At 71.6% G+C, this 20725-nt stretch carries 20 protein-coding genes; 11 read left to right on the top strand and 9 right to left on the bottom strand.

The annotated features are described in order from the left end of the window. Window positions 1-2 precede the first annotated feature (2 nt). Window positions 3-1196, bottom strand: a complete 1194-nt coding sequence (locus tag OG570_RS45970) for a M20 metallopeptidase family protein (RefSeq protein WP_247063388.1) — start codon at window positions 1194-1196, stop codon at window positions 3-5. 86 nt (window positions 1197-1282) lie between these two features. Between OG570_RS45970 and OG570_RS45975 the strand changes: the two genes are divergently transcribed. Then, a complete protein-coding gene (locus OG570_RS45975; protein ID WP_326954855.1) occupies window positions 1283-2311 on the top strand; it encodes an Lrp/AsnC family transcriptional regulator in 1029 nt (342 codons plus the stop codon). Window positions 2312-3071: 760 nt separating this feature from the next. Here OG570_RS45975 and OG570_RS45980 read toward each other — a convergent pair. The 4 genes from OG570_RS45980 to OG570_RS45995 form a co-directional block, all read right to left on the bottom strand. Beyond that, window positions 3072-4034 carry an SCO0930 family lipoprotein gene (locus OG570_RS45980; protein ID WP_326954856.1) on the bottom strand — a complete coding sequence of 321 codons (963 nt, stop codon included), beginning with the start codon at window positions 4032-4034 and terminating at the stop codon, window positions 3072-3074. A gap of 46 nt (window positions 4035-4080) precedes the next feature. Continuing rightward, window positions 4081-5580: a DUF1996 domain-containing protein gene (locus tag OG570_RS45985; protein ID WP_326954857.1), complete on the bottom strand. Its 1500-nt coding sequence runs from the start codon at window positions 5578-5580 to the stop codon at window positions 4081-4083. A gap of 324 nt (window positions 5581-5904) precedes the next feature. Beyond that, window positions 5905-6699 (bottom strand): zf-HC2 domain-containing protein, encoded by a 795-nt coding sequence (locus tag OG570_RS45990; RefSeq protein ID WP_326947625.1) that lies wholly within the window; start codon window positions 6697-6699, stop codon window positions 5905-5907. A 6-nt stretch (window positions 6700-6705) separates the two neighbouring features. Further along, window positions 6706-7269, bottom strand: coding sequence for a sigma-70 family RNA polymerase sigma factor (locus OG570_RS45995; RefSeq protein WP_247063381.1), 564 nt, complete (start codon window positions 7267-7269; stop codon window positions 6706-6708). A 229-nt stretch (window positions 7270-7498) separates the two neighbouring features. Between OG570_RS45995 and OG570_RS46000 the strand changes: the two genes are divergently transcribed. The 5 genes from OG570_RS46000 to OG570_RS46020 are packed head-to-tail and all read left to right on the top strand — an operon-like array spanning window position 7499 to window position 11153. Beyond that, window positions 7499-8092, top strand: coding sequence for a hypothetical protein (locus OG570_RS46000; protein ID WP_326947624.1), 594 nt, complete (start codon window positions 7499-7501; stop codon window positions 8090-8092). After that, entirely contained in the window at window positions 8076-8876 is an 801-nt protein-coding gene (locus OG570_RS46005; RefSeq protein ID WP_326954858.1) for a DUF4142 domain-containing protein, read from the top strand. The genes OG570_RS46000 and OG570_RS46005 overlap by 17 nt, the downstream gene beginning before the upstream one ends. Beyond that, window positions 8869-9486, top strand: coding sequence for a hypothetical protein (locus OG570_RS46010; protein WP_326947622.1), 618 nt, complete (start codon window positions 8869-8871; stop codon window positions 9484-9486). The genes OG570_RS46005 and OG570_RS46010 overlap by 8 nt, the downstream gene beginning before the upstream one ends. A 1-nt stretch (window position 9487) precedes the next feature. After that, window positions 9488-9718 carry a ferredoxin gene (locus OG570_RS46015; RefSeq protein WP_247063377.1) on the top strand — a complete coding sequence of 77 codons (231 nt, stop codon included), beginning with the start codon at window positions 9488-9490 and terminating at the stop codon, window positions 9716-9718. Beyond that, a complete protein-coding gene (locus tag OG570_RS46020; RefSeq protein ID WP_326947621.1) occupies window positions 9711-11153 on the top strand; it encodes an NAD(P)/FAD-dependent oxidoreductase in 1443 nt (480 codons plus the stop codon). Before OG570_RS46015 ends, OG570_RS46020 begins: the two co-directional genes overlap by 8 nt. 397 nt (window positions 11154-11550) lie before the next feature. On the opposite strand, the gene OG570_RS46025 is transcribed toward OG570_RS46020, so the two are convergent. Genes OG570_RS46025 through OG570_RS46040 form a run of 4 tightly spaced genes read right to left on the bottom strand, consistent with a single transcriptional unit; the run spans window position 11551 to window position 15266 of the window. After that, window positions 11551-12705, bottom strand: coding sequence for an acetyl-CoA C-acetyltransferase (locus OG570_RS46025; RefSeq protein ID WP_326954859.1), 1155 nt, complete (start codon window positions 12703-12705; stop codon window positions 11551-11553). Then, on the bottom strand, window positions 12698-13303 hold the full coding sequence (locus tag OG570_RS46030) for a TetR/AcrR family transcriptional regulator (RefSeq protein WP_326947618.1): 606 nt from the start codon (window positions 13301-13303) through the stop codon (window positions 12698-12700). Before OG570_RS46030 ends, OG570_RS46025 begins: the two co-directional genes overlap by 8 nt. A 47-nt stretch (window positions 13304-13350) precedes the next feature. Beyond that, the gene (locus OG570_RS46035) at window positions 13351-14127 is read right to left on the bottom strand and encodes an SDR family oxidoreductase (protein ID WP_326954860.1); all 777 of its coding nucleotides are present in this window, start codon (window positions 14125-14127) and stop codon (window positions 13351-13353) included. Then, window positions 14124-15266: an acyl-CoA dehydrogenase family protein gene (locus OG570_RS46040; RefSeq protein WP_326954861.1), complete on the bottom strand. Its 1143-nt coding sequence runs from the start codon at window positions 15264-15266 to the stop codon at window positions 14124-14126. Before OG570_RS46040 ends, OG570_RS46035 begins: the two co-directional genes overlap by 4 nt. A gap of 72 nt (window positions 15267-15338) precedes the next feature. On the opposite strand from OG570_RS46040, the gene OG570_RS46045 reads away from it, so the two are divergent. From OG570_RS46045 to OG570_RS46065, 5 genes are read left to right on the top strand one after another with little or no spacing between them, the layout of a single operon-like run. Further along, entirely contained in the window at window positions 15339-16835 is a 1497-nt protein-coding gene (locus tag OG570_RS46045) for a FadD3 family acyl-CoA ligase (RefSeq protein WP_326954862.1), read from the top strand. After that, window positions 16832-17671: an enoyl-CoA hydratase gene (locus OG570_RS46050; protein ID WP_326947613.1), complete on the top strand. Its 840-nt coding sequence runs from the start codon at window positions 16832-16834 to the stop codon at window positions 17669-17671. The genes OG570_RS46045 and OG570_RS46050 overlap by 4 nt, the downstream gene beginning before the upstream one ends. After that, the gene (locus OG570_RS46055; RefSeq protein ID WP_326954863.1) at window positions 17671-18804 is read left to right on the top strand and encodes an acyl-CoA dehydrogenase family protein; all 1134 of its coding nucleotides are present in this window, start codon (window positions 17671-17673) and stop codon (window positions 18802-18804) included. Before OG570_RS46050 ends, OG570_RS46055 begins: the two co-directional genes overlap by 1 nt. Then, window positions 18801-19685, top strand: coding sequence for an acyl-CoA dehydrogenase family protein (locus tag OG570_RS46060; protein WP_326954864.1), 885 nt, complete (start codon window positions 18801-18803; stop codon window positions 19683-19685). The genes OG570_RS46055 and OG570_RS46060 overlap by 4 nt, the downstream gene beginning before the upstream one ends. Further along, window positions 19682-20611, top strand: a complete 930-nt coding sequence (locus OG570_RS46065; protein ID WP_326954865.1) for an acyl-CoA dehydrogenase family protein — start codon at window positions 19682-19684, stop codon at window positions 20609-20611. Before OG570_RS46060 ends, OG570_RS46065 begins: the two co-directional genes overlap by 4 nt. Window positions 20612-20725: the final 114 nt, after the last annotated feature.

Raw genomic sequence — 20725 nt, forward strand, 5'->3', positions numbered from 1 at the left:
CGTCACCCGGCCAGGAGCGCGAGCCGGCGGATCGCGAGCTCGGCCAGCAGCGCGGCGCCGTCGCCGAGCACGCTGTCGTCGAACCGCGCGCGCGGCGAGTGGTTGTCCGGCGCGGTCGCCGGGTCCGTCGGGCACGCGCCGAGGAACAGGTACGCGCCGGGCACGCGCTCGAGGACGCGGGAGAAGTCCTCCGACCCGGTGATCGGTTCGGCCATCTCGGTGAACCGCTCCGCGCCGAAGACGTCGCGGATGGTGGCCGCGACGAAGTCGTACGCGCCCGCGTCGTTGACCGTGGCCGGGTACTCGGGCTCGAACGTGACGTCGATGTCGAGGCCGTGCGCGGCGGCGATGCCGCGGCAGACCTGGACGGCGCGGTCGCCGACGCGCGCCGCCGTCTCCGGCGAGAACGACCGCAGCGTCGCCTCGAACACCGCGTCGTCCGGGATGATGTTGCGCCGGGTGCCGGCGTGGAACGTCCCGACGGTGACGACGACGGGGTCGAAGACGTCGAAGGCCCGCGTCACCATCGTCTGCAGCGCGGTCACCATCTCGCAGGCGGCCGGGATCGGGTCGCGCGCGTCGTGCGGGGACGAGCCGTGGCCGCCCTCGCCCCGCACCCGGACGGCGAGCGCGCCGGAGGCCGCCATGAGCGTGCCGGGGCGGGCGGTGAACTGGCCCTTCGCGTAGCTCGCGGCCGAGACGTGCAGGCCGTACGCGGCGTCGACGTGCTTGCCGGACGCTGTCAGGACGCCTTCTTCGATCATGTGGCCGGCGCCGTCCCAGCCCTCTTCGCCGGGCTGGAACATGAACACGACGTCGCCGGGCAGGTCGGCTTTGCGGGCGCAGAGCAACCGGGCCGCGCCGACCAGACCCGCGGTGTGGAGGTCGTGGCCGCAGGCGTGCATGGCGCCGTCGAGCGTCGAGCTGAACTCCTCGCCGGTCGCCTCGGTCACCGGGAGCGCGTCCATGTCCCCGCGCAGCAAGACGGTCCCGCCGGGCTTGCCGCCGCGCAGGACTCCGGTGATCGACGAGAGGTTCTTGCCGACGCTCAGTTCGAGGTCGAGGCCGTCGAGGGCGGCGAGGACGCGCTCCTGCGTGCGCGGCAGGTGCAGGCCGATCTCGGGGATGCGGTGCAGGTCACGGCGCAGAGCGACCAGATCGTCGAGCAGGACAGCGGCGTCGGAGCGCAGGGTCATCCGCCGATCATGCGAGAGTCGAGCACAATGGCGGGAGAAAATCCTCAAAACCACCGTTTCGAGGGCTGATGAGCGAAGAATCCGCCATGTTGGACGAGCAGGACCTCAAACTGGTCGACGCGCTGCAGGCGGCGCCGCGGGCGTCCTGGTCGACGCTCGGGAACGCGCTCGGGCTGGGCGCGGTGACCGCCGCCCGGCGCTGGGACGGCCTCGTCGAACGCGGGGACGCGTGGCTCACCGCCTACGCGGGCGGGGAGCTCACCGCGCAGCTCGCGCTGGCGTTCGTCGAGATCGACTGCGCGCCCGGCGCGGCCCTGCGCGTCGCCGACGCGCTGGCCGCCGACGTGCACGTCGTCACCGTCGAGTACCTCGCGGGGCCGTTCGACCTGCTCGCCCACGTCGTCGCGCCGACGTTGCGGGAGCTGGGCGCGCACGTGCTGGGCCGGGTGACGGCGGTGTCGGGCGTGACGCGCGTGCGGACGGTGCTGTCGCCGCGGATGTTCACCGAGGGCAGCCGGTGGCGGGTGCGGGCGATCTCCCCCGGGCAACGGGAAGCGCTGACGCCGAAGCCGGTGCGCCACCGCGCCCCGCTGCGCTTCGACGACGCCGACCGGGCGCTGATCCTGGCGCTCGGCGTCGACGCGCGGGTGTCGGCGGCGGCGCTGGCGGCCGAGCTCGGCGTCGGGGCGACGACCGTGCGGCGCCGGCTGGACGCGCTGCTGGCCCGGGGCGCGATCCGCGTCCGGTGCGAGATCGCGCGGTCGGCGTCGCCTGCGCCCGTGACCGTGACGCTGTGGCTGCGGGTCCCGCCGGACAAGCTGGAGACGACGGCCCGGTCGCTGGCGATGCTGCCGGAGGTCCGGATGTGCGCGGCGGTGTCCGGCGAGGCGAACCTGATGCTGGTGGTGTGGCTGCCGACGCAGCACGACACGGTGGCGCTGGAGAGCCTGATGGCCGCGAAGCTGCCGTGGCTGGAGATCGCCGGGCGGGCCGTCACGCTCCGGAGCGTCAAGCTGATGGGCCGGCTGCTCGACTCCACCGGCCGGGGCGTCGGCCGCGTCCCGCTGGACTTCTGGGCCGCGGTCCCCGTGCCGGAGCACGGGGACCGCAGCTGAGCCGGTCCGGGGATGGGGGGGTGAGGTGGAGGGAAGCATCCACCGGACCGGGGATTTCGGGGCCGGCGACCGAGGGGGCGGTCGCCGGAGCCGGATCCGGGCGGAGCGTGGAAGTTCCGACGCCGGATGCGCGTGACCGGAAGCGGATCTCGCGTGTCTGGGGACGTGACTCGCGTGATGGAAGACGTAAGTCGCGTGTCCAGAGGGGGATCTCGTGTGTCTGGAAGGGCATCTCGCGTGATTGAAGAGGCATCACGCGTGATTGGGGGGTCGACTCGCGTGATTGGGGGGTCGGGTTGGGGGGTCCGGGCCGGCAGGTTGGGGGGTGAGGTGGAGGGAAGTCGCCTGCCGGGCCGGGACCTGAGGGGCGGGGTCCGCACCCGCCGTTTCCTCCTTTGTCTGAGCCGTGGGGATCGTTGTGGGGGAAGGAATCCCGGCCCGGTGGACGTGGGGGGGTGAGGTGGAGGGAAGACGTCCACCCGGCCGGGGCTCGGGGGGCGGGACCGGGGTCCCGCGTTTTCGGGGGTGGTGCGGACCCGGCCCGGCGGACTTTGGGGGGTGAGGTGGAGGAAGCGTCCGCCGGACCGGGTCTCGCGTTACCGCACCGGCCTGGTGGGCAAGGGGGGTGAGGTGGAGGGGAAACACCCACCGGGCCGGAACTCACGACCGGGACCGTGGTCCCGGGTACTGCTACCGGCCCGGCGAACGGGGGGGGTGAGGTGGAGGGAAGTGTTCGCCGGGCCGGGGATCGTGGGGCGGGTCAGTACCCGCCAGATGACGCTGCCGCAACCTGCTGGGCGTCGGGTCTGCGGGCCGGGTCGACCTTGCAGCCGCTGGGTTCCACGGCGTACCAGGTGTTCCCGACGCCGTGCCCGCTGGCTTCGCCGGGCGCGCCGTCCTTGCTGTAGGTGTAGACCGGCCAGCCGCCGACGGTCACCTGCATGGTGCCGTCCGGGCGCCGGATCTGGCCGATGAGGCCGGTGTCGACGCTCTCGGCGACGGTGATCCGGCCGTCCACCCGCACCGGCGGCCACGTCTTCGCGCAGGCACCGTCGCAAGTGGACTCGCCGGAGTCCTTGCCGTCCTTGGTGAACAGGTAGAGCGTGTCGCCGGCCTGGTCGGTGAGCACCGGGCCGAGGCCGCCGACGTCGGTGGTGCCGATCGTCGTCGGCTTGGCGGGTTCGGTGGCCGGGGCGTCGCTCTGGCCGGCCGCCTTCCCGCCTGCCGGGGTGATCGCCGCCCAGTCCGCGCTGACGTTCTGGCCGAGCGCGATGCCCCGGCCGGTGTCCTTGGCGTACCGGTAGACCGGCCAGCCGCCGACGGTCACCTGCCGCTGCCCGTCGGGTCGGGTGACCTCGCCGACGAGCTGCGCGTCCACGCCGGCGGCGAGCGCCGGGGCGTCGGAGACCAGCGGGGGCCACGTTTCCGCGCAAGCGCCGTCGCAGACGGTCTTCGGGGGCTTCGAGCTGTCCTTCGCGTACCGGTAGAGCGTGTGACCTTCGGCGTCGGCCAGAACCGTGCCGAGACCCTCCACTGTGGACGATACGAGCTGGACTCGGCCGGCACCAGCCGGAACCGTGCTCGCCGGTTGCTGCTGCTGGAGACCGAGTGCCGCCGGCTGAACGTTGCCGGACGTGGCGTACGGATTGGTCCCGCAGGCCGTGACCAGCGCGAGGCCGGCGACGGCGAGCAGAGCGGCAGCGACCGGGCGAGCACGGTTCATGACGTTCACCCTTCCTGGAGCGATGACCAGTGGAGACGGTGGAGCGTTATTCCGCGCAGGCCTTGCCCGAGTTGACGCAGTTGACGAGGCGGTTCATGATCTTCTTGCTCATCACGTTGCCGAAGTCGTCGTGGTCGGAGCGCGGGTTGTGCTTCTCTTGCGCGAACGCGTCCACTTTGTACTGGCCGTTCTGCTGGACGTCCTGCGGGACGTCGTAGACCAGCGTCACCTGCAGCTGCGGGATGTTCTTGAACCCCTGCGGGCACTTGCCCTGCTGGTCGGCGAACACCACGTGGGTGCGGTGGTTCGCGCTGTCGGTGTTCTTGCCGTCCCAGCAGTTCGGGAAGGCGTGGATCCGCTCCACCTTGCTGCCCGCCGGGCAGATCGGGTAGAGGTCGGTCAGCCGGTCCTCGAAGCCGGTGCAGGTCCAGCTGGGCCGGGCGTTGGCCGGGCCGTTGGTGCTCTGCTTGGCGTCACCGTAGAGGATCTTCAGGCCGAGCGGCATCGCGACGACGTTCCTCGCGCCACCACCGATGAACTTCAGGGTCGCGGACTCCGGCTCGACGATCTCGCCGTCGTTGTCGCCGACCTCTTCGTTCGCACCCTCGGGGCCACCGAGCTCTTCGGCCGGGGGCGCCGCGGCGGTGCTGCTCTGGTTGCCGTTCTGGCCGCCGTTGTTCTGGCCACCGTTCTGGCCGCCCTGGTTCTTGCCGCCGCCGTTGTTCTGGCCGCCGTTCTGGCCGCCGCGCCGGCGGTCCTGGCCCTGCTGCTGGTTCTGACCGTCCTGCTGCTGGGCGTTCTGGTCACCGCGCGTCGCGCCGCCACCGGTGTTCTTTTTCTTCTGCTGACCGTTCTGGTCCTGAGCGTTCTGGTCCTGAGCGTTGGGGTCCGCGTTCGGGTCTGCGGCGTTGGGGTCCGCGTTCGGGTCCGCCGCCGCCTGGTCCTGCGCGTCCTGGCCCTGTCCGGCAGCGTCGGCCGCCTGGGCGTCCGCCGCGCTCTGGTCCTGCTGGACGTCGCCGGTCTTGCCCTGCTGCTCCTGCTCGGCCTTCTGGTTCTCGCTCTCGTTCGCCGCGTTGTCCTCGCGGTCGATCCGGATGACCGGCCAGAAGTAGGCGGACTGGTCGCCGTTCTTGCAGGTGGTGTCACCGGCGAGCAGGCTCTTGAGGCTCGAGTCGGCGTCGGTGGTCACGTTGCCGACGTAGTCGTGCAGGTGCTGCGCACCGTTCTTGATCCCGGGCTGGGCGATGAAGTTGTCCGGGTTGTGGTGGGCGCCGTCGGCGTTCGTTCCACAGTCGACGGTGAAGGAGCCCTGCGCACCCTTCTTCTTCAAGGCCGCGTTGACGTTGTTGCCGGCGGGAACCTTGTTGATGTCGATGAAGAACGACGGGTCTGCGGGGTCCGCGCTGGCCTCGCCCGTGCGGCCCGTCGAGACCGCGACGGCGAGTGCGCCGACGGCGATCGCCAGGCCGAGCGCGCCCATCGCGATCTTGGTTCGACGGGCAACACGATGCTTGCCCGTCACGGGGGACCGAGAATTCCGGGGCATGGACTAGTTCACCTCGTTCGTTATTCCGGGCGCGCCGAACAGCGCGGCAGCCCGGGCAAGAACTACCGATAATTGAGGTCGTGATTGGTGCGGAACCCGGGGGCAGTGCTGACCGGGGCCTGCCGCCGTGCGTTCCGGCGTCGCTGCCCGGTGCCACTCGGTTCCGGCTCGGGGGCTATCGGGTGCATCGGGGGATGCATTGGGGGATACGGACGCTGGTGGCGTGAGGTTCAAAAGCGACCGGCCCGTTATCTTTTCGTTATCTAACGCCGCGCAACCGGACAGCATTCACCCAGGTCACCGGGGATCGGCGGGAAAAATGATTTAACGCTGCACCATGACGAGGACGGTGCCGTCCTCGCCACGGACCTCGAACCGGCCGATCTGGTCCATCGTCATCGACGTGGACCCCTGCAGCCGCAGCGGTTCGGGTGAGCCGGGGATGCCGAAGCCCTTGGGCGGCACCGACCAGCCGGTGACGACGCGCTCCTCGCCCGCGGCGGAGATCGCGACCAGCTGACAGTTGAGCGGCCCGACGATCCCGCGCAGCTCGAGCTCGACCCGGCTGCCCCACTCGACGGGCAGCACGGTGACGAGCGCGTTGACGGCCGACCCGCCGCTGCCGCGGCCGTAGGTCTGGCCGCCACCGGGCGGCCGGCTCGTCGACGCGGCGGACGGCGGTGGTGTGGACGTCGCGGGGACGCTCGTCACCGCGGACGCCGGCTTGCCGCTCGGCGCCGACAGGGAGGCGGGCGGGACGGCGTCGGCGGGCCGGACGGCGAGCGTCACGAGCGGACCGGCGATGACGAGCGCGGCGGCCGCGGTGCCGGCGATGATGCCGGCCCGGCGCCGGCGCCGGCGCTTCACGGACGCCTCTTCCATCAGGCCGCGCAGCACGCGGGGCCCGGGGGCGAGGGTGCGCGGGCCGGGGGCGGGCATCGGGGGCTCGGGCCAGCTGCGCTTGACGAGGTCGAGCACGTCCGGCAGCTGGTAGAGCTCGATCAGGTCGAGCTGGCAGTTGGGGCAGTTCATCAGGTGGGCTTCGAACTGGTTGTTCTCGGCTTCGCTGAGGACGCCGAGCACGTACGCGGCGACGTCGGTGTGTGCGGACCCGGCCACCTCAGCTCACCCCCGCTCGCGCAACGCTCGGCGCAGGGCGCGGACGGCGTGGTGGATGCGGGACTTGATGGTGCCGGGGGGCACGCCGAGGGTCGCCGCCACCTCGTTCACGGTCCGATCGCGCAGGTAGGTCTGCTGGATGGCCTCCCGCTGCTCGGGCGAAAGCCCCTGCAGCGCCTCGTAGACGATCATCGCGGCGAGCGTGCGGTCCGACTCGTCGGACACCGTGATCGCGTCCGATTCGATCTCTTCGAGCTCCTGGGGACGGACGCTGCGGCTGCGCCAGCCGTCGATGACGGTCCGCCGGGCCACCGTGAACAACCACGCGCGCAGCATCTCCGGCCGGCGGTCCAGCTTGTCCGCGTTCCGCCACGCCTTGATCAGGGTCTCCTGCACGACGTCTTCGGCCCACTGCCGGTCGTGGCCGGTCAGCCGGAGCGCGAACGCCATGAGGGACCCACCGAACTCCTGGTAGAGCGCCTTCGCCAGATCATCGGAGGCGTCGTTCGGCTCGACAACGACGCCTTCTTGATCTTCGACGGGTCTCAGCGCTCGAGTGTGCCGTCCCACGCGGGACATCCTGGTGTGCCGGAGGCCCGGCGTCCAGTACCAAATGAGCCCGAAAGTTTTTTGAACCGTTTCCGGACCGTGTCCGTATCCCCTACCGAAGACCCCCGACAAGCGTTGTCCCCCGCAACGCTCCGCATCCACCCCGGACCAGTCGTCCACAGTGGATCTTCCGCGCGCTTTTTCGTTGCACCCCCGGCAACAGCGCGTAGTCATGCCCCACGGAGGAGCAGTGATCCGCATTCCCCGACCGGTGGTCCCCGCCGCCGTGTGCCTCACCGCACTCGCTCTGCTCACCGCCTGCACCGCCGGCGCCGCGACCACTTCCGGCGGTTACGCCGCAGGTGGGGGCGCCGGCATGCAGATGCCCGGCCAGCAGGCCCCGATGACCCTCGCCATGCCGCAGCCGATCACGGCCAACCCGAACGACCCCGCGAAGAGCCAGATCCGCGCCGCCAAGACCTTCGACCTCGGGCTCATGCTCGTCGACGGGACCGGCTACACGATCTACCGCTACGACCGGGACTCGTCCGACCCGTCCCGGTCGAACTGCACCGGCGCCTGCGCGACCAAGTGGATCCCGGTCAACGTCGGCGGCCCCGCGCCGATCGACGTCGACCCGTCCCTGATCGGGCAGCTCACCCGCGACGACGGCAGCCAGCAGCTCACGCTCGCCGGCTGGCCGCTCTACCACTTCACCGGCGACAGCGAACCCGCCGACACCTCCGGCCAGGGCGCCGAGCAGGCGTGGTACCCCATCGCGCCGGACGGCAAGAAGATCACGATCACCCAGGACGAGTGGAGGCAAAATGCGTTCGGCATCTGAGTTCGCCACGCCGGAGCTCGACCAGCCGTCCACCCTGGAACGCTCCCGGCCGCTGGTCCGGATCCTGTTCGTGGTGGTCGCGGTGCTGACGCTGCTCGCGCCGGGCTCGGCCTCGACGGCCCAGACCACGGCCGTCTCCCCCACCGACTCGGTGCTGCTGACCAAGGTCCGCCAAGCCGGTCTGTGGGAGATGCCCTCCGGCATGATGGCCATGCAGAAGGGCAGCCCGCTGGTCAAGGAGATCGGCTTCGCGATCATGATGGATCACGGCCGGCTCGACGTCGCGACCCGCGCGCTGTCGGCGAAGCTGAACTCGCCGGTGCCCGACCAGCCCTCCGACGAACAGCGCGGCTGGCTGCTCGAAGAGATGAACGCGGCCCCCGGCCCGGCGTTCGACCGCGTCTTCGCCAACCGGCTGCGCGCGGCGCACGGCCAGGTGTTCGCCATTCTCGCGCAGCTGCGGGCCGGCACCCGCAACGACGACGTACGGGCGTTCGCGACCGTCGGCAACCAGGCCGTGCTGCGGCACATGACGATGCTCGAGAGCAGCGGGATGGTCGACTACACCGCCCTGCCCGAGCCCGCGGTGTCCACCACCGCGGCGCCCGCCGGGGCCCCCCTCGGCCTCGACACGTCCCAGATCGCCGTGGTGGCGGCGCTGTTCCTGCTGGTCGGTGGCGGCCTGTTCTACGTGCTGCGCCAGATCAAGGGCAACCGCAACCGCGGCCGCACCCGGACCTCGTCCCGGCCCGCCGGAGTGAGAACCGGGGGCAGTCATGGTTGAGACCTGGCACGACGCGACGATCCTGATCACCCAGCAGTTCCAGCCGAAGACCGACCCGGCGGCGCGCGGCCTCGCGGCCTTCGCGGCCCGGGCGTCCTACGCGGCGATGATGCTGACCCTCACCTGGGGCGTGCTCACCGCCACGGGCTGGGTGCGCTCGGTCACCGGCCGCAAGGCGCTGCGCAGCACTCACATCGTGCTGGCGACCGCGACGCTGATCTTCGGCGGCATCCACGCCCTCGGCTTCTTCTACCTGACGATCCAGCCCTACAGCCTGCAGTACCTGTTCCTCCCGTTCCTGTCCGGCCAGGAGGTCCGGCACAGCATCGGCATCGTCGGCCTCGAGATCATGATGGCCATCGCCCTGACGGCGGGCCTGCAGCGGTTCACCTCGTACCGCCGCTGGCTGTGGCTGCACCGCTGCGCCTACCCGGCCGTCGCGCTGACCGCGTTGCACGCCTGGTTCGGCTCGATCGCCAACGGCCACCTCGCGGTCGTCTGGCTGGGCGGCATCACGCTGCTCATCCCGGCCGCGACGGTGTCGCTGCTGCGGTTCATGCCGGCCCGCACCCTCGAACGCATCGGACTCGTGGAAGAGCAGGTGGCTTGACATGCCGCTCCGTTTGCCCGGTGGCGGGCCCCGGATCAGCGTCGACAACGACCGGTGCGAGCTCTACGGCATCTGCGCCATGGAGGCGCCGGACGTGTTCGACCTCGGCCAGGACGGCCGACTGCGCTTCCGCACGCGGCTGCTGGACGAAACCACCATGGAACAGGCGAAGATGGCCGCTCGCTGCTGCCCGATGCAGGCGGTCGTGATGAGAGGGGACCTCGATGGCTGACGGCGACCGGATCGTCATCGTCGGTGCGGGTGTCGCGGGGTTGCGCGCCGCGGAACGACTGCGGGAACAGAACTTCGACGGTGAGATCGTGCTCATCGGCGACGAGGCCCGGCGCCCCTACCACCGGCCGATGGTCTCCAAGGCCTTGGTGATGGGCACCGAACGGCCCAGCGACGTGGGCCTTTCGCACTACCTGCCGGACCTGGACGTGCACTGGCGCCTCGGCGCGCGCGTCACGCACCTCGACACCACCGAGCGGGTCGTGCACCTGCCCGGCGGCGAATCCCTCTGGTACGACGGCCTGATCGCCGCGACCGGCGTCTACCCGCGGCACCTGCCCGGGTCGCCGCGGCACGACCCGCGCGTGCGGATCCTGCGCACGGTCGAGGACTCGATGGCGGTGCGGCGCTGCCTCAACGCCAGCAAGAAGCCGGCCGTCGTGATCGGCGCCGGCCTGATCGGCAACGAGTTCGCCGCGAGCATGCGGCACATCGGCCGGGACGTCACGCTGATCGGCCACGCGAAGGCGCCGCTGCACCGCTTCGGCGACCGCGTCTCGAGCGGCGTCGTCGAGGCGCACCACGAGCACCGCGCGAAACTGTCGATGAAGAGCGAAGTCCGGCACTGGATCAGCACGAAGGACACCGTCGGGCTGCACCTGACGAACAACCAGCTGCTGGTCGCCAGCGTCGTCGTGCTCGCCATCGGCAGCGTCCCGTCGGTCGACTGGATGCGCGGCTCCGGCCTCGACATCAGCGACGGCGTGCTCTGCGACTCGAAGCTGTTCGCCGAGGGCGCGTCCGACGTCGTCATCGCCGGTGACATCGCGCGCTGGCCGAACCTGCGCTTCGACGAGACCCCGCGGCGGGTCGAGCACTGGATCAACGCCGTCGAGTCGGCCCGGCACGCGGCGGACAACCTGCTGCTGGGCCAGTCGAGCGCCAAGCCGTTCACCCCGCTCCCCCGGGCGTGGTCGACGCTGTACGACACGCGGCTGCAGATGTGCGGCATGCCGTCGCTGGCCGAAGACACCGTGACGCTGGCCGACGGCATCACCGGTTTCATCCGTGACGGCCGGCTCGTCGGCGTCTCCTCGTGGGACAAGCCGCGGGCCATGCTCGACTGGATGGCCGAGCTGGACCGCCGCCTGCCTGCCCCGGACTTCGTCCCGGAGCCGGAGCCCGCTCCCGCGGCGGCCGAGGTCCCGGTGGTCGAACCGTCGATCGCGGCTTTGGCGGCCGAGGTGCCGCCGGAGTTCGAGAGCGGCTTCGACGCCCAGGCCTTCGAGCGCGAGTTCGAGAGCGAGTTCGCGAACAACATCCCGACCACCGCGTTCGCCGCGCAGTCCCTGCCCGCGCCCCCCACGACGGCGTTCGCCGCGCAGTCGTTGCCGGCGGAAGCGCTGCCGACGATGGCCATCCCGATGGGGAGGTAGAAGACGGGGGCGAGGCTGCGCGCGGCGGCCCTCGCCCCTCGGCCGGTCACCACCCACCCTCCGCGGCTGGGTGGCGTGGTGACCGGCCCCCACAACAGCGTCCCCCTGCCCGCCTCGCGCCCGGACTCGGGCCGAGCGTCCGGCGGGCCAGGAGAGGGCCATCCCGAGGGAACCCGACACCCCTCGAGATGGCCTTCTTCCGGCTCGCCGGACGGGGGTCCGGGGTCGTGCGCCACGGCGGTCCGCCGCCGGGGCGTGTGCCTCGTGAAGGCCTTCCCGCCGGAAGGGTATGCCGGCGTGAAGGTCTTCACGGGGACTGAGTGCACAATCGGGGTTGCACCGGCCAGGGCCGGTTCGAGGGAACGGGAACCTTCGAACCGGCCTTCGCTGTGCCGCGTCAGGTCAGGTTTTCGACGATGGTCACGTTGGCCGTGCCGCCTCCTTCGCACATCGTCTGCAGCCCGTAGCGGCCGCCGCGGCGCTTCAGCTCGTGGACCAGCGTCGCGAACAGCTTCGTGCCCGACGCGCCGATCGGGTGCCCGAGCGCGATCGCGCCGCCGTTGACGTTCACCCGGGACGGGTCGGCGCCCGTCTCGTCGAGCCACGCGAGGACCACGCTCGCGAACGCCTCGTTCACTTCGAAAAGATCGATGTCACCGATCGTCAACCCGGTGCGACGCAACGCGTGCGCGGTCGCCGGGATCGGGCCGGTGAGCATCCAGACCGGGTCCGCCGCGCGGACCGACAGGTGGTGGACGCGGGCCATCGGCGCACACCCGTGGTCGCGCACGAATGACTCGGACGCGATGAGCGTCGCGCTCGCGCCGTCCGAGAGCTGGCTCGCCACCGCCGCCGTGATACGCGATTCCGGGGACAGCGGTTTCAAGCCCGCCATCCGTTCCAGGGAAGTGTCGCGGCGCGGTCCTTCGTCCTTGCCGAATTCTCCGTAGGGCGCTATTTCGTCGTCGAACAATCCGCCGTCGGACGCCGCCGCCGCGAGCTGGTGACTCCGCAGGGCGAATTCCTCCATCGCGACGCGGGAAATGTCCCAGTGCCCGGCGATCATGTCCGCGCTGCGGAACTGCGACACCTCATTCGCGCCGTAGCGTTCCTGCCAGCCTTTCGAGCCGGAAAACGGATCCTCGAACCCGTATTCGCGCCCGGCGAGCATCGCCGCGCCGATCGGGACGGCGCTCATGTTCTGCACACCGCCGGCCAGCACCAGGTCCGCCGTGCCGCTCAGCACCGCCTGCGCCGCGAAGTGCACCGCCTGCTGGCTCGAGCCGCACTGCCGGTCGACGGTCACGCCCGGCACGTGCTGCGGGTACCCGGCCGCCAGCCACGACGTCCGCGCGACGTTGCCGGCCTGCGGGCCCAGGGTGTCGACGCAGCCGAAGATGACGTCTTCCACCAGTTCCGGGTCGACCCCGGTGCGCTCGACGACCGCGCGGATCACGTGCGCGCCGAGGTCGGCCGGGTGGACCGCGCTCAGCGCTCCGCCGCGCTTGCCGACCGGCGTCCGCACCGCGTCCAGGACATACGCTTCAGCCACGCCGCCTCCGCTTGTTCGTTCCGATGCCGTCCAGCAGGATCCCGAGGTACTGCTCCGCGACGTCCTGCGCGGTGAGCGCGCCGTCGGGGTTGTACCAGCGCACGGCCACCCACACCGTGTCGCGGATGAAGCGGTAGGTCAGCTCGACGTCGAGGTCCGCGCGGAAGACGCCGTCCGCCACGCCGTCGGTGAGGATGCCGTTCCACAGCTTGCGGAACTCGGCGTTGCGGTCGTTGAGGTAGGCGAACCGCGGCAGCTGCATGAGGTGCTTGGCCTCGTTCTGGTAGATCGCGACCTGCGCCGGGCGCCGGTGGATCGAGTCGAACGACGCCACGACGACCGCTTCCAGGGTCTCGCGTGGGCCGAGCCCCTGGGCGACGATCTCGGCGTAGGAGCCGAACAGCTCGTCGAGGAAGCCGGTGAGGATCTCGTCGGCCATCGACTCCTTGGAGTCGAAGTGGTGGTAGAGGCTGCCCGAGAGGATGCCGGCGGCGTCGGCGATGTCGCGCACGGTGGTGGACACGTACCCGCGCTCGGCGAACAGCCGCGCGGCCAGGTCCAGCAGCTCCGCGCGGCGGCTGTTCTTCACAGTGTTCATTTCTCCTCCGCGGGAAAAAGTACGTCGTCGGTACTCATCCAGGCACCTCACGCACGTTGCGAACTCACGGACACGACCTCGCCGGTGAGGTAGGAGGAGTACTCACTGGCGAGGAACACGATCACATTCGCCACTTCCCACGGTTCCGCCGCCCTCCCCGAAACCTCGCGGGCGGTGAGTTCTTCGAGCAGCTCGTCGCTGGTCACCTTGGCCAGGAACGGGTGCATCGCCAGGCTGGGGGCGACGGCGTTGATCCGGACGCCCAGCGGCGCGGCGTCGACGGCGGCGCACCGCGTCAGGGCCATCACGCCCGCCTTGGCCGCCGCGTAGTGCGCCTGCCCGCCCTGGGCGCGCCAGCCGAGCACGGACGCGTTGTTGACGATCGCGCCGCCGTCCCCCTGCGCGGCGAACCGGCGCAGGGCCGCGCGGGTGGCGCGGAAGGTGCCGTTGAGGGTGACGTCGAGGACCCGCGTCCACTCCTCGTCGGTCATGTCCACCAGCGACTTGGTGCCGCCGAGCCCGGCGTTGTTGACGACGACGTCGATCCGGCCGAACCGCTCGACGCTGCCGTCGATCAGCGCCTGTACCTGTTCTTCGTTGGTGACGTCGCACGGGATCGCGTGGACATCGCCGAGGTCCGCCAGCTCCGCGGCCTTCTCGCCGAGACGGCGTTCGTGCCAGTCGCTGACGACGACCTTCGCGCCCTCTTCGAGCGCGCGTTTCGCCGTGGCCGAGCCGATCCCGGTGCCGGCCGCGGCGGTCACGACGACCACCTTGTCCCGCAGCAGGTTCGCGCCCTCGGGGTACTTCGGGACGGTGATCACGGACGCGCCTCCCGGGGCAGGCCGAGCACGCGCTCGGCGATGATGTTGCGCTGGATCTCGTTGGAGCCGCCGTAGATCGTGTCGGCGCGGGTGAACAGGTAGAGCCGCTGCCAGTCGTCGAGCCCGCCGGGGGCGAGCAGCCCGGCCGCGCCGCGGATCGCCATGGCCAGCTCGCCGAGGGCGCGGTGCCAGTTCGCCCAGACGAGCTTCGCGACCGACGCCGTGCCGGGGCCGGTGTCGCCCAGCGTGCGGATCGCGTGCGCGCGCATGACTTCCAGGCCGAGCCAGGCCCGGTCGACGCGCTCGGCGAGCACCGGGTCGTCGAGGGCGCCGGAGCTGCGGGCCAGGTCGGTCACCGCCGTCAGCTCGCGCCGGAAGCCGACCTGCTGGCCGAGGGTGGCGACGCCGCGTTCGAAGGCCAGGGTGCCCATCGCGACGCGCCAGCCGTCACCCGGCTCCCCCACCGCCAGGTCACGCGCGGTGCGCGCGCCGTCGAAGAAGACCTCGTTGAACTCCGCCGTGCCGGTCAGCTGGACGATCGGGCGAACGTCCACTCCGGACTGTCGCATCGGGACGAGCAGGTACGACAGTCCCTTGTGGCGTTTCGAGCCGGGTTCGGTGCGCGCGACGACAAAGCACCAGTCGGCGTGCTGCGCCAGCGACGTCCAGACCTTCTGCCCGGTGACCACCCACTCGTCGCCGTCGAGCCGGGCCGACGTCGAGACGGCGGCGAGGTCGGAGCCCGCGCCGGGTTCGGAGTAGCCCTGGCACCACAGTTCTTCCGCGGCGACGATGGGGGGCAGGAAGCGGCGCTGCTGTTCCGGGGTGCCGAACGCGATGAGCGTCGGGCCGAGGAGTTCCTGGCCGAAGTGCCCGACCTTGGCCGGGGCGTCGGAGAGGGCGTATTCCTCGTGGAAGACGACCTGCTGCTCGAGGGTGGCGCCGCGGCCGCCGTGCTCGACGGGCCAGCCGACGCAGTTCCAGCCGCCGGTGGCCAGTTCGCGCTCCCACGCCAGTCGCTCTTCGAACGCCTCGTGCTCACGGCCGGGACCACCGCGGCCGCGCAGCTTCGCGAAGTCGCCGCGCAGGTGTTCGGCCAGCCAGGTCCTTGCTTCGTCACGGAAGTCTTGGTCGGACACCGTCACCTCCTCTGGCCAAAACCGGGGCTCCTGCGTAGGCTACCCTACCAAGCACTTGCTAGGGAGGCCGTGATGACGGAGACCGTCCCGGCGGCGCTCGACGCCGCGGCGGAGCGGTTCCCCGCGCGTGAAGCACTGGTGGACGGCGACGTCCGGCTGACGTGGCCGGAGCTGGCTTACCGGGTGCGGCAGTGCGCGAACTTCTACGCCGCCGCGGGGATCGGGCCGGGTGACCGCGTCGCGGTCTGCGCGCCCAACACGTGGCACTGGCCGGTCGCGGCGCTCGGCGCGCACTACGCCGGCGCGACGCTGGTGCCGATCAGCACCCGGTTCACCGCGCGGGAAACCACGGACATCCTGACCCGGGGCAGCGTCTCGGCGCTGGCCATCACCGGGACGTTCCTCGGCGCCGACCGGCTCGCGGACCTGACCGAACGCCCACCCACGGTGCTGCGGATCCCGGTCGAGGGCCCGGAAGACCCGGTCGACGGCGTCACCGAGTGGGCCGCGCTCGACGGCTTCGACGACACCTTCACCAGCCCCGCGCGGCCGGACGACGTCAGCGACATCCTCTTCACCTCCGGGACGACCGGCCGCAGCAAGGGCGCGATGTCGTCGCACCGGCAGGCCCTCGGCGTCGCCGCCGCGTGGGCCGAGTGCGGCGAGCTGAGCGAGCACGACCGCTACCTCGTGATCAACCCGTTCTTCCACAGCTTCGGTTACAAGGCCGGGATCCTCGCCGCGACGCTGCACGGCACGACGCTCGTGCCGCAGCGCACCTTCGCCGTCGCCGAGACCCTCCGGCTGATCCAGGACGAGCGGATCTCCGTGCTGCCGGGCGCGCCGACGATCTTCCAGGTCCTCCTCGACGCCCCCGACCGGCCGTCGTACGACCTGTCGACGCTCCGGCTGGCGGTCACCGGCGCCGCGACCGTCCCGGTGGCACTCGTCGAACGCATGCAGGCGGAACTCGGCTTCGACCTGGTCCTCACCGCGTACGGGCTGACCGAGGCCGTCGTGGCCACGATGTCACTGCGCACCGACCCACCCGACCTGATCGCCCGGACCGTCGGCCGGCCTGCCGCCGGGTTCGAGGTCCGCCTCGGCGAGCGTGACGAGGTGCTGCTGCGCGGGCCGAACGTGATGCTCGGGTACCTCGACGACCCGGCCGCCACCGCCGAGGCGATCGACGACGGCGGCTGGCTGCACACCGGCGACGTCGGCGTGCTCACCGGGTCCGGGCACCTGCGGATCGTCGACCGGATCAAGGACATGTACATCTGCGGCGGCTTCAACGTCTACCCGGCCGAGGTCGAGCAGGCGCTGGGCTGGCTCGACGGCGTGGCCGAGGCCGTCGTCGTCGGCGTGCCGGACCCGGTCTACGGCGAGGTCGGCAAGGCCTACGTCCGGCTGCGACCGGGCGTCACACTGTCCACTGAGGACGTCATCGACCACTGCCAGGCCAACCTGGCGAACTACAAGCGGCCCCGGCACGTCGAGTTCCGGGACGAGCTGCCGCGCACGCCGTCGGGCAAGGTGCTCAAACGAGTTCTGCGGGAGGAAGCATGAGCGACATCGGCGAGGAGGTCACGTACGAGGTGCGCGGACCGGTCGCGGTCGTCACCCTGAACCGGCCCGAGTACCGCAACGCGCAGAACTCGGCGATGACCTACGCGCTGGACGCCGCGTTCACCCGGGCCGTCGACGACGCCGAGGTGAAGGTGATCGTCCTGGCCGGGGCGGGCAAGCACTTCTCCGCCGGGCACGACATCGGCTCGCCGGGCCGCGACGCGGACGTCTCGTTCGAGCGCAAGGCCGTGATGTGGTGGGACCACGTCGACGCCGCGGGCGGCGACCAGCGGTTCGCGCGGGAGTCCGAAGTGTACTTGGGGATGTGCCGCCGCTGGCGGGAGATCCCGAAGCCGACGATCGCGTCCGTCCAGGGCGCGTGCATCGCCGGGGCGTTGATGCTGGCCTGGGTGTGCGACCTGATCGTCGCCTCCGACGACGCCTTCTTCGCCGATCCCGTGGTGCGTATGGGGATTCCCGGCGTCGAGTACTTCGCGCACCCGTGGGTGCTCGGGCCGCGCCGGGCCAAGGAGGTCCTGTTCACCGGCGAGCGCTTCACGGCCCAGCAGGCCCTCGACTGGGGCATGCTGAACCGGGTCGTCCCACGTGCCGACCTCGAAACCGAGACGATGGCGCTGGCCACGAAGATCGCCGAGATGCCGCGGTTCGGCCTCGCGCTGGCCAAGAAGGCCGTGAACCAGGCCGAGGACCAGATGGGCCTTCGGTCCGGAATGGACAGTGTGTTCGGGTTGCACCACTTCGCGCACGCGCACAACGCCGAGACCGCCGGCGACTCCCTGGCCGGGCTGGACGCCCGGTCCATGCGGGACCGCTGATGGACCTCGACCTCTCCCCCGACGTCGAAGCGTTCCGCGACGAAGCCCGCGAATGGCTGGCCGCGCACGTCCCCGCCGAGCCGCTCCCCTCGTTCGACACGCCGGAGGGCTTCGCCGCCCACCGCGAGTGGGAGGCCGGGCTGGCCGACGCGCGCTGGTCGGTCGTCTCCTGGCCGGCGGAGTACGGCGGCCGCGACGCGAGCCTCCTGGAGTGGGTGCTGTTCGAGGAGGAGTACTACGCGGCCGGCGCGCCCCTGCGCGTCAACCAGAACGGCATTTTCATGCTGGCGCCGACGCTCTTCTCGCACGGCACCGACGAGCAGCTGGCCCGGATCCTGCCGAAGATGGCGCGCTCCGAAGAGGTCTGGGCGCAGGCCTGGTCGGAGCCGGAGGCGGGCAGCGACATCGCCGCGCTGCGCAGCACGGCGTCGCGTGTGGATGGTGGCTGGGTCCTCAACGGACAGAAGACGTGGAGCTCCCGGGCGGCCTACGCCGACCGCGCGTTCGGCCTGTTCCGCAGCGACCCCGAAGCCGAACGCCACCGCGGCCTGACCTACCTGATGGCGGACCTGCGCGCCGGCGGCGTCACGGTGCGCCCGATCCCGCAGCTGGACGGCGAGCCGGGGTTCGCCGAGATCTTCTTCGACGACGTCTTCGTGCCGGACGCCGACGTCATCGGCGAGCCCGGCGCCGGCTGGAAGGTCGCGATGACCACGGCCAACAACGAACGCGGCCTGTCGCTGCGCAGCCCCGGCCGGTTCCTCGCGGCGGCCGATCGGCTGACGGCGCTGTGGTCCGGCGCGGGCCGCCCCGAAGCCACCGCGGACCGCGTCGCCGACGCCTGGATCGGCGCCCGCGCCTACCAGCTCTACACGTTCGGCACGGTCACCAAGCTCGCCGAGGGCGGCCAGCTCGGGCCGGAGTCGAGCGTCAACAAGCTCTTCTGGTCGCACCTGGACGTCGAGCTGCACGAGACGGCGCTCGACCTGCTGGGCCCGGCCGCCGAGCTGCGCGGCCCCTGGAGCGACGGCTGGCTGTTCTCGCTGGCCGGCCCGATCTACGGCGGCACCGACCAGATCCAGCGCACGATCGTCGCCGAACGCCTGCTCGGCCTGCCCCGGGAGGACCGATGAGGTTCGGGTTGACCGCCGAGCAGACGGCGTTCGCCGCGTCCCTGCACGACCTGCTTTCGACCACAGACGACTGGCCGAAGCTCGCCGAGCTGGGCGTCACGGCGCTCGGCATCCCCGAGAAGCACGACGGCCTCGACGCCTCCCCGGTCGACCTCGTCGTCACGTTCGAAGCGCTGGGCCACCACGGCGTCGCGGGGTCGTGGACCGACACGGTGGCCGTGCTGCCCGCGTTGCTCGACGACCCGGTGCTCGCGTCGGTGGCCTCCGGCGAGACGCGGGCGTCGGTGGTCTTCGCACCGCACGTGCCCTACGCGCTCGACGCCGACACCGCGGACCTGCGCGTCCTGGTGGACGGCACGCGCCTGAAGACCTTCACCCCGGGCCGTGAGCTGGCTTCGGTGGACCCGTACCGGCGGCTGTTCGAGGCCGTCCCCGGCGACGACCTCGGCCCGGCGCTGGACCCGGCGCGCGCGTTCGACCTCGGCGTCCTCGCGACGGCGGCCCAGCTGCTCGGCGCCGGGAACTGGCTGCTCTCGACGTCGGTCGGCTACGCCGGGCAGCGCCGCCAGTACGGCCGTGAGATCGGCAAGTACCAGGCGGTCAAGCACCTGCTCGCCGACGTCGTCACGGCGCTGGAGCTGGCCCGGCCGCTGCTGTACGGCGCGGCCGTGACCCTCGCCCCCGCCGACGTCTCGGCGGCGAAGGTGGCGTGCGGCGACGCGGCGTTGCTCGCGGCCCGCACCGGACTGCAGGTGCACGGCGCGATCGGCTACACCGCCGAGCACCCACTGGGTAGGCGGCTGCTGCGGGTCCGCGCCCTGACGACGGCGTGGGGCACCGGCGCGGTGCACCGGCGGCGCATCCTGGCGGCCGTCGGATGACACCCGAACAGGACGAACTCCGCGCCACCGTCCGGAAACTCCTGGAGCGCGAGGCCACGCCGTGGCCGGCCCTCGTCGACATCGGCGTCCCCGCGCTCGCCATCCCCGAGGAGCACGGCGGGCTCGGCGCCGGGCTCACCGAACTCCGGATCGTCGCCGAAGAACTCGGCCGCGTCCTGGCCGACGTCCCGTTCCTCGGCTCGGCCGTCGCCACGCAGGCCGTGCTCGCGACGGGAGACGAGCGGCTGCTCCCCCGGCTCGCCGAGGGCGCCGTCGCCGCGCTGGCCTGGACCGGCGAGGACGGCCGCTGGGACGCCGCGGCCTGCCGGGGCGATTTGTCGACTGTGGACGGACGCGCGCACTACGTCCTGGACGGCGACACGGCGTCGATCCTGCTGGCCGTCACCGAAGACGGACTGTACGAAGTGGACCCAGCCGACGCCGTCCGCGAGCACGTCCCGTCGCTCGACGAGACCCGGCACTTCGCCACCGTGACGTTCGACCACGCGCCCGCGCGCCGGCTCGGTCCCCTGGATCCCGTTCCGCTTCGGGACTTCGCGTGCCTGGTCCTCGCCGCCGAGCAGACCGGCGCGGCGGCGCGCGCCCTCGAGCTGACCGTCGAGTACACCCAGCAGCGCCACCAGTTCGGCCGCCCGATCGGGAGCTTCCAGGCGCTCAAGCACCGCATGGCGGACCTGCACGTCCTGGTCGAGACGGCCCGCTCGGCCGCCTACGCGGACCTGCCTGCGGTCGCCAAGGTGCACTGCTCCGAGGTGCTGTCCGAGGTCACGGCGGAGATGATCCAGCTGCACGGCGGCATCGCGATCACCTGGGAACACCCGGCGCACCGCTACTTCAAGCGCGCGCACTCGTCGTCCCTGCTGTTCGGCGCGCCGCACCAGCACCTGCCGCGCGTCCGGTCGTGAGTGGTAATGCGGGTTAGAACCCTCATTACCACTCACGACGGGCCGGGCGCATACCAGGCACTCCGGTAGGGCTGGCCCCCCGAAGTGCCCACCGGCGCGCAGGATTCCGGCCGG

The organism is Amycolatopsis sp. NBC_01286 (assembly GCF_035982555.1).
Taxonomy (GTDB): domain Bacteria; phylum Actinomycetota; class Actinomycetes; order Mycobacteriales; family Pseudonocardiaceae; genus Amycolatopsis.